Here is a 4941-nt window from a genome sequence, read left to right on the forward strand (position 1 = left end):
GGCCCGGACCGCCGCTCCGGGAGCGAACGCCGCGCCGGCGCCGACCGGCGCCGCCGAGCCCGCGGCGACAGCTTCGCCGCGCGGAGCTGGTTCGGCCCGGACACGGTCGCCGGTACCGGCGAGGGCCCGGCCGAGGAGACGGCCCGGTCGCTGCTCGAACGCTGCCTGATCGCCGCCGACCTGCCGGCCCGCACCGACGACGACACAGCCATGGTGGTGCTGACCACCCAGGCGGTGAACCCGCCGCTGCTCGAACTGGCGCTACCCGCGGTGGCCGCCTCGGCCGGGCAGGCCCGGATGGCGATGCGTGACGTCATGATCGACTACGGCATCACCTCGGTCGAGGACGCGACCCTTCTGGTCAGCGAGGTGGTGACGAACGCGGTCCTGCACGCACGCAGCGACCTGGTGCTGCGGGCGTCGTTGGAGCCAGGCCGGCTGCGGATCAGCGTCGAGGACCGCGAGGGCGGCCACCTGCCGCGGCCGGGCGCGGCAGCGGCGAACAAGCCCGACCCCGAGTCGGGCTGGGGCCTGCTGCTGGTGGAGGCGCTGTCGCTGGCCTGGGGCGTCGAGACGACCCCGGGCGGCAAGCGGGTCTGGTTCGACATCGAGATCCCCGACGTGCCGGGACGCGGCGTCGGGGGCCGGCTGTCAGCCGGATCCGAACCGCCGCCGATGATGGATCCCCCGGGCCGCGGGCCGTATCCCCCCGACCCGCCGGCCCAGGGCCGAGGCTGGACCTGACCAACCTGGGAGTCGGGCCCGGACCAGGGTGGGGGCGGACCAGGGCGTGGGGTGGTTTGCGGTGTGGGGCGGATTGCGGTGCGTTCTGCACGGTCTGAGCACACGGACCGTGCACAACGCACCGCACCCGACGTTCCGGCGGCAGCACCGGTGGGAGGGCCGTGTCTAGGCCACCGGGGCGGCCTCGGCGGTGTGCACGATGTTGCGGAGCATGCCGCCGAACACGGCCGCGTGGAAGGGACTGACCGCCCACCAGTAGAGCTGGCCGGGCAGCCCGCGGGGTAGGAAGATCGCCCGCTGCCGGTAGACCGTGCCGCCATCGTCGCCCACGGCGGCACGCAGCTCCAGCCAGCCGTCGCCGGGCATCTTCATCTCCGCGCGCAACCGCAGCAGCCGGCCGGGTTCGACCTCCTCGACGCGCCAGAAGTCCAGCGCCTCCCCGACGTGAACCCGCTGCGGGTCCCGGCGGCCGCGGCGCAGGCCGACGCCGCCCAGCACGATGTCCAACCAGCCGCGGGCCGACCAGGCCAGCGGCCACGAGTACCAGCCGTTCTCGCCGCCGATGCCCTCGATGACCCGCCAGAGCCGATGCGGTGGGGCGGCCACCGGCATGCTGCGTTCGTCGACGTAGAGCGCCCCACCCGTCCAGTGCGGGTCCGTGAAGGTCGGCTCGCCGGGCGGCCGGGGAGCACAGGTCACGCCGCCGCGTCCGGCTACGGACCCCAGGATCGACGGCGACAGTGTCCCGGCCGGCACGGCGGTCCGGGCGGGCATGGCGGTTCCAGTGGGCACGGGGGTCCCGGCAGGTATGGCGGTCCCGGCGGGTGTGGCGGTCCCGGTGGGTATGGCGGTCCGGGCGGGTATGGCGGTCCCGGCCGGCTTCGGCGAGACGGGCCGCCGCATGGTGCGGGCGGATGAGCGGGTCGGCCAGACCGCCGTCGACCAGCGGGTCTCGACGCCGCGTTCGCGAACCCGGGCGAGGGCGTAGGCGGCCGCGGTGTCGAAGGGCATCAGCCCGTCCGGCGGATCCGGGATCCACCGGCGGACCGCGTGCTCGTCCCGGACGACGACCTCGGTGCGCAGCGAGCGGACCAGCGGCTTCGCGATGGTCTTGGGCACCGGGGTGACCACGCCGACCCACAGCGAGGACAGCCCGGGGGACAGCACCGGCACCGGGATGATGGTCCGCCGGCGCAGCCCCTCCACCGTCGCGAACCGCTGCATCATCTCCGCGTAGGTCAGGATGTCCGGGCCGCCCACGTCGAAGGACTGGTTGACCTGCGCGGGCACCGTGAGCGCGCCGATCAGGTAATACAGCACGTCCCGGACCGCGATCGGCTGGATGCGGGTGCGTACCCAGCGGGGGGTCAGCATCACCGGCAGCCGTTCGGTGAGGTAGCGCAGCATCTCGAACGATGCGCTGCCGCTGCCGATGATGATCGCCGCCCGCAGCACGATGGTGGGGGTCCCGGAGTCCAGCAGGATCCGCGCGACCTCCTGGCGGGAGCTCAGGTGCGCCGACAGGCCCGCCTCGCCGCCCGCCGGGCTCAGCCCGCCGAGATAGACGATGCGGCGTACTCCGGCCTCGTGGGCGGCGGTTGCGAAGGCGCTCGCCGCCTGGCGGTCGACCGCGGAGAAGTCCCCGCCCGAGTCGATGGAATGGATGAGGTAGTACGCGACGTCGATGCCCGCCATCGCCGCCGGCAGGGAGGCCGGGTCGCGCGCGTCGGCTTGGACCACCTGCGCCCGGGCCGCCCACGGGACGCCGCGCAACCGCGCCGGGTCGCGGGTCATCGCCCGCACGTCGTGCCCCTGGTCGAGCAGGCGGGGGGCCAGCCGGCCGCCGATGTAGCCGGTCGCTCCGGTCACAAGGATGCGCACACCGGCTACCTGCCCAGCGCCGACGACGCGTACCCGGGACCGGGCGGGTCGGGCGGTTCAGGCCGAGGCAGCCTCGGTCACGTCCGTGCTCAGGTAGGCCGACCAGCGCGGATCCATCCGCCGGGAACCCAGAATGCGCCAAGCGGCTCCGCTCGGCGCTCGGGGAGCCGTGCGAAGCCGCCAGCCAAGATCAGCCACGGCGCGGTCGGCTTTGACATGGTTGCAGCGACCGCAGGCCGCCACGACGTTCTCCCACACGTGAGCGCCTCCGCGAGAGCGCGGAATGACGTGGTCGAGCGATGTTGCCGGCGCATTGCAGTACACGCACCGGTGATGGTCGCGGGCCAGCACCCCCTTGCGGGTCAGCGGGACCTGCGAGCGGTATGGCACCCGGACGAAACGCGCTAACCGGACCACGATCGGGACGTCGACGGACGCCGTCGAGGACCGAAGAACCTGGCCCGCCGATTCGACCATCACGGCCTTGTCGGTGAGGACCAGGACGAGCGCGCGCCTTTGCGACACCACGCACAGAGGCTCGTACGTGGCATTGAGAACCAGCGCCTCTGCCACGCGCCGACCTCCTGCCCACCGAGGGCCCTTTACGGGCCGTTCTGCCCAAGCGTCTCCGGTGACAATGGACAGTCAACCGTCTTCGGCGGCAGAACGCGAGCCTGTTTGCATGGTCATCGGCTTCTGTGCCGTGGCGCTGCACATATCTGGTGGCCTTTGTCACTCTCCGCCCATCAATCGGTGAGCTTTTGGCCACTCTCCGTCGATCCGATGTGACCGGGGTCATCATGGCCGCGCGTGGTCGCCCGCCGGCTCCGTCCGGGGGCGGGCACCGATGGGCCGTCCCCATGGGCGAGACTGATCTCCGATCGTCGCCCCCGAGGTCGTGGGCGTGCCGCGCCGCGGATCGGCCGCCTCGGGGATGTCACGACCGCCGTGACCGACGGATTCGACAGGAAGGATGACCGACGTCGTGACGCCCGCCCCGTCCCTGCTGGCCCAATCGCTCATCCCCGGCCTGGGGATGCTGCTGTCCGCCTCGCCCTCGCCGTCACCGGGTCCGCTGTCCGCGGCCGCGACGGGCACCCTGCCGCCCTCGCCGAGTCCGTCGGCGACCACCGATCCGCTGGTCTCGTTCGAGGGGGTCGCGAACGCCCTGCGCGACGCCTGCGGGACCAGCCCCGGCCTGCTCTGCCGCACCGTCTACAACGCTACGCACAGTAACTATCTCGCCTCCGGTGCGGAGGTGTTCCTGGGCACCCCGATCAGGATCATCCTCATCCTGCTGATCGCCCTCGTGGTGCGGGCGCTACTGCACAGGTTCATCCGGCGAACGACGGAACGAGCCGGTTCCGGCGGCGGTGGGGTCTTCCGCGGTTCCCGCGCCGGGACGCTGCTCGGCGCGTTCGGGGATCCGACGGTGCTGATGGAAAGGCGCCGGCAGCGCGCGGCGACGGTCGGTTCGCTGCTGCGCAGCGTGACCTCCATCTTCGTCTTCGGGCTGGCATTCCTGAGCATCCTCGGCGAGCTGGGCATCAATCTCGCGCCCATCGTCGCCAGTGCGGGGGTGCTGGGAATCGCTGTCGGTTTCGGCGCGCAGAACCTCGTCCGCGACTTCCTGTCCGGGATGTTCATGCTGCTCGAAGACCAGTACGGCGTGGGTGACGTCATCGACGTCGGCGCCGTCTCGGGCACCGTCGAGGCGGTGAGCCTGCGGATGACGAGGCTGCGTGATGTCGAAGGAACCGTCTGGTACGTCCGCAATGGCGAGATCACCCGGATCGGCAACAAGAGTCAGCAATGGGCGAGGACCGTGCTCGACGTTCCACTCGACTACGACACCGAGGTCGCCGAGGCCAAGCGGGTGCTTGGCCGCACCGCCGACGAGATGTGGGCGGACCCCCGGTGGACCAGCCTCATCCTTGCCGAGCCGGAGGTGTGGGGCATGGAGACCATGACCGCCGACGGCTACTCCCTGCGCCTCGCGATCAAGACCCAGCCGCTGAAGCAGTGGGAGGTGGCCCGTGAGCTGCGGGAGCGGGTGCGCACGGCGCTCGGCGACGCCGGCATCGCCCTGGGCACCGTCCAGCGCAGCGAGGTGACCGTGGTCGACGACGACGAGGAGGAAGGCAACGACGACGAGGCCGAGGACGACGGCTCGGGGACGGGGCTGCCGGGCGGCTCGATCACCGAGGACCTGCCGCGACCGCGTCTGGACCCGCCGAGCCCGTCGCGCTCCGGGTGAGCCCGCCCGGGGTCCTCGCCGCGCGCCGCCGACCTCGCCGCGCGCCGCCGACCTCGCCG

At 72.4% G+C, this 4941-nt stretch carries 4 protein-coding genes; 2 read left to right on the forward strand and 2 right to left on the reverse strand.

The features are described 5' to 3' along the window. Nucleotides 1-744, forward strand: a 744-nt coding sequence (locus tag ND748_RS25095; protein WP_251748481.1) for an ATP-binding protein, incomplete at its 5' end; no start/stop codon positions are given. Between the two features lie 165 nt (nucleotides 745-909). Here ND748_RS25095 and ND748_RS25100 read toward each other — a convergent pair. Together ND748_RS25100 and ND748_RS25105 are read right to left on the reverse strand one after the other, a co-directional pair. After that, a complete protein-coding gene (locus ND748_RS25100; protein ID WP_251748482.1) occupies nucleotides 910-2625 on the reverse strand; it encodes an SDR family oxidoreductase in 1716 nt (571 codons plus the stop codon). Between the two features lie 57 nt (nucleotides 2626-2682). Beyond that, the gene (locus tag ND748_RS25105) at nucleotides 2683-3198 is read right to left on the reverse strand and encodes an HNH endonuclease (protein WP_251748483.1); all 516 of its coding nucleotides are present in this window, start codon (nucleotides 3196-3198) and stop codon (nucleotides 2683-2685) included. A gap of 400 nt (nucleotides 3199-3598) precedes the next feature. On the opposite strand from ND748_RS25105, the gene ND748_RS25110 reads away from it, so the two are divergent. After that, the gene (locus tag ND748_RS25110) at nucleotides 3599-4882 is read left to right on the forward strand and encodes a mechanosensitive ion channel family protein (protein ID WP_251748485.1); all 1284 of its coding nucleotides are present in this window, start codon (nucleotides 3599-3601) and stop codon (nucleotides 4880-4882) included. Nucleotides 4883-4941: the final 59 nt, after the last annotated feature.

This window comes from Frankia sp. AiPs1, assembly GCF_023716945.1.
Classification (GTDB): domain Bacteria; phylum Actinomycetota; class Actinomycetes; order Frankiales; family Frankiaceae; genus Frankia.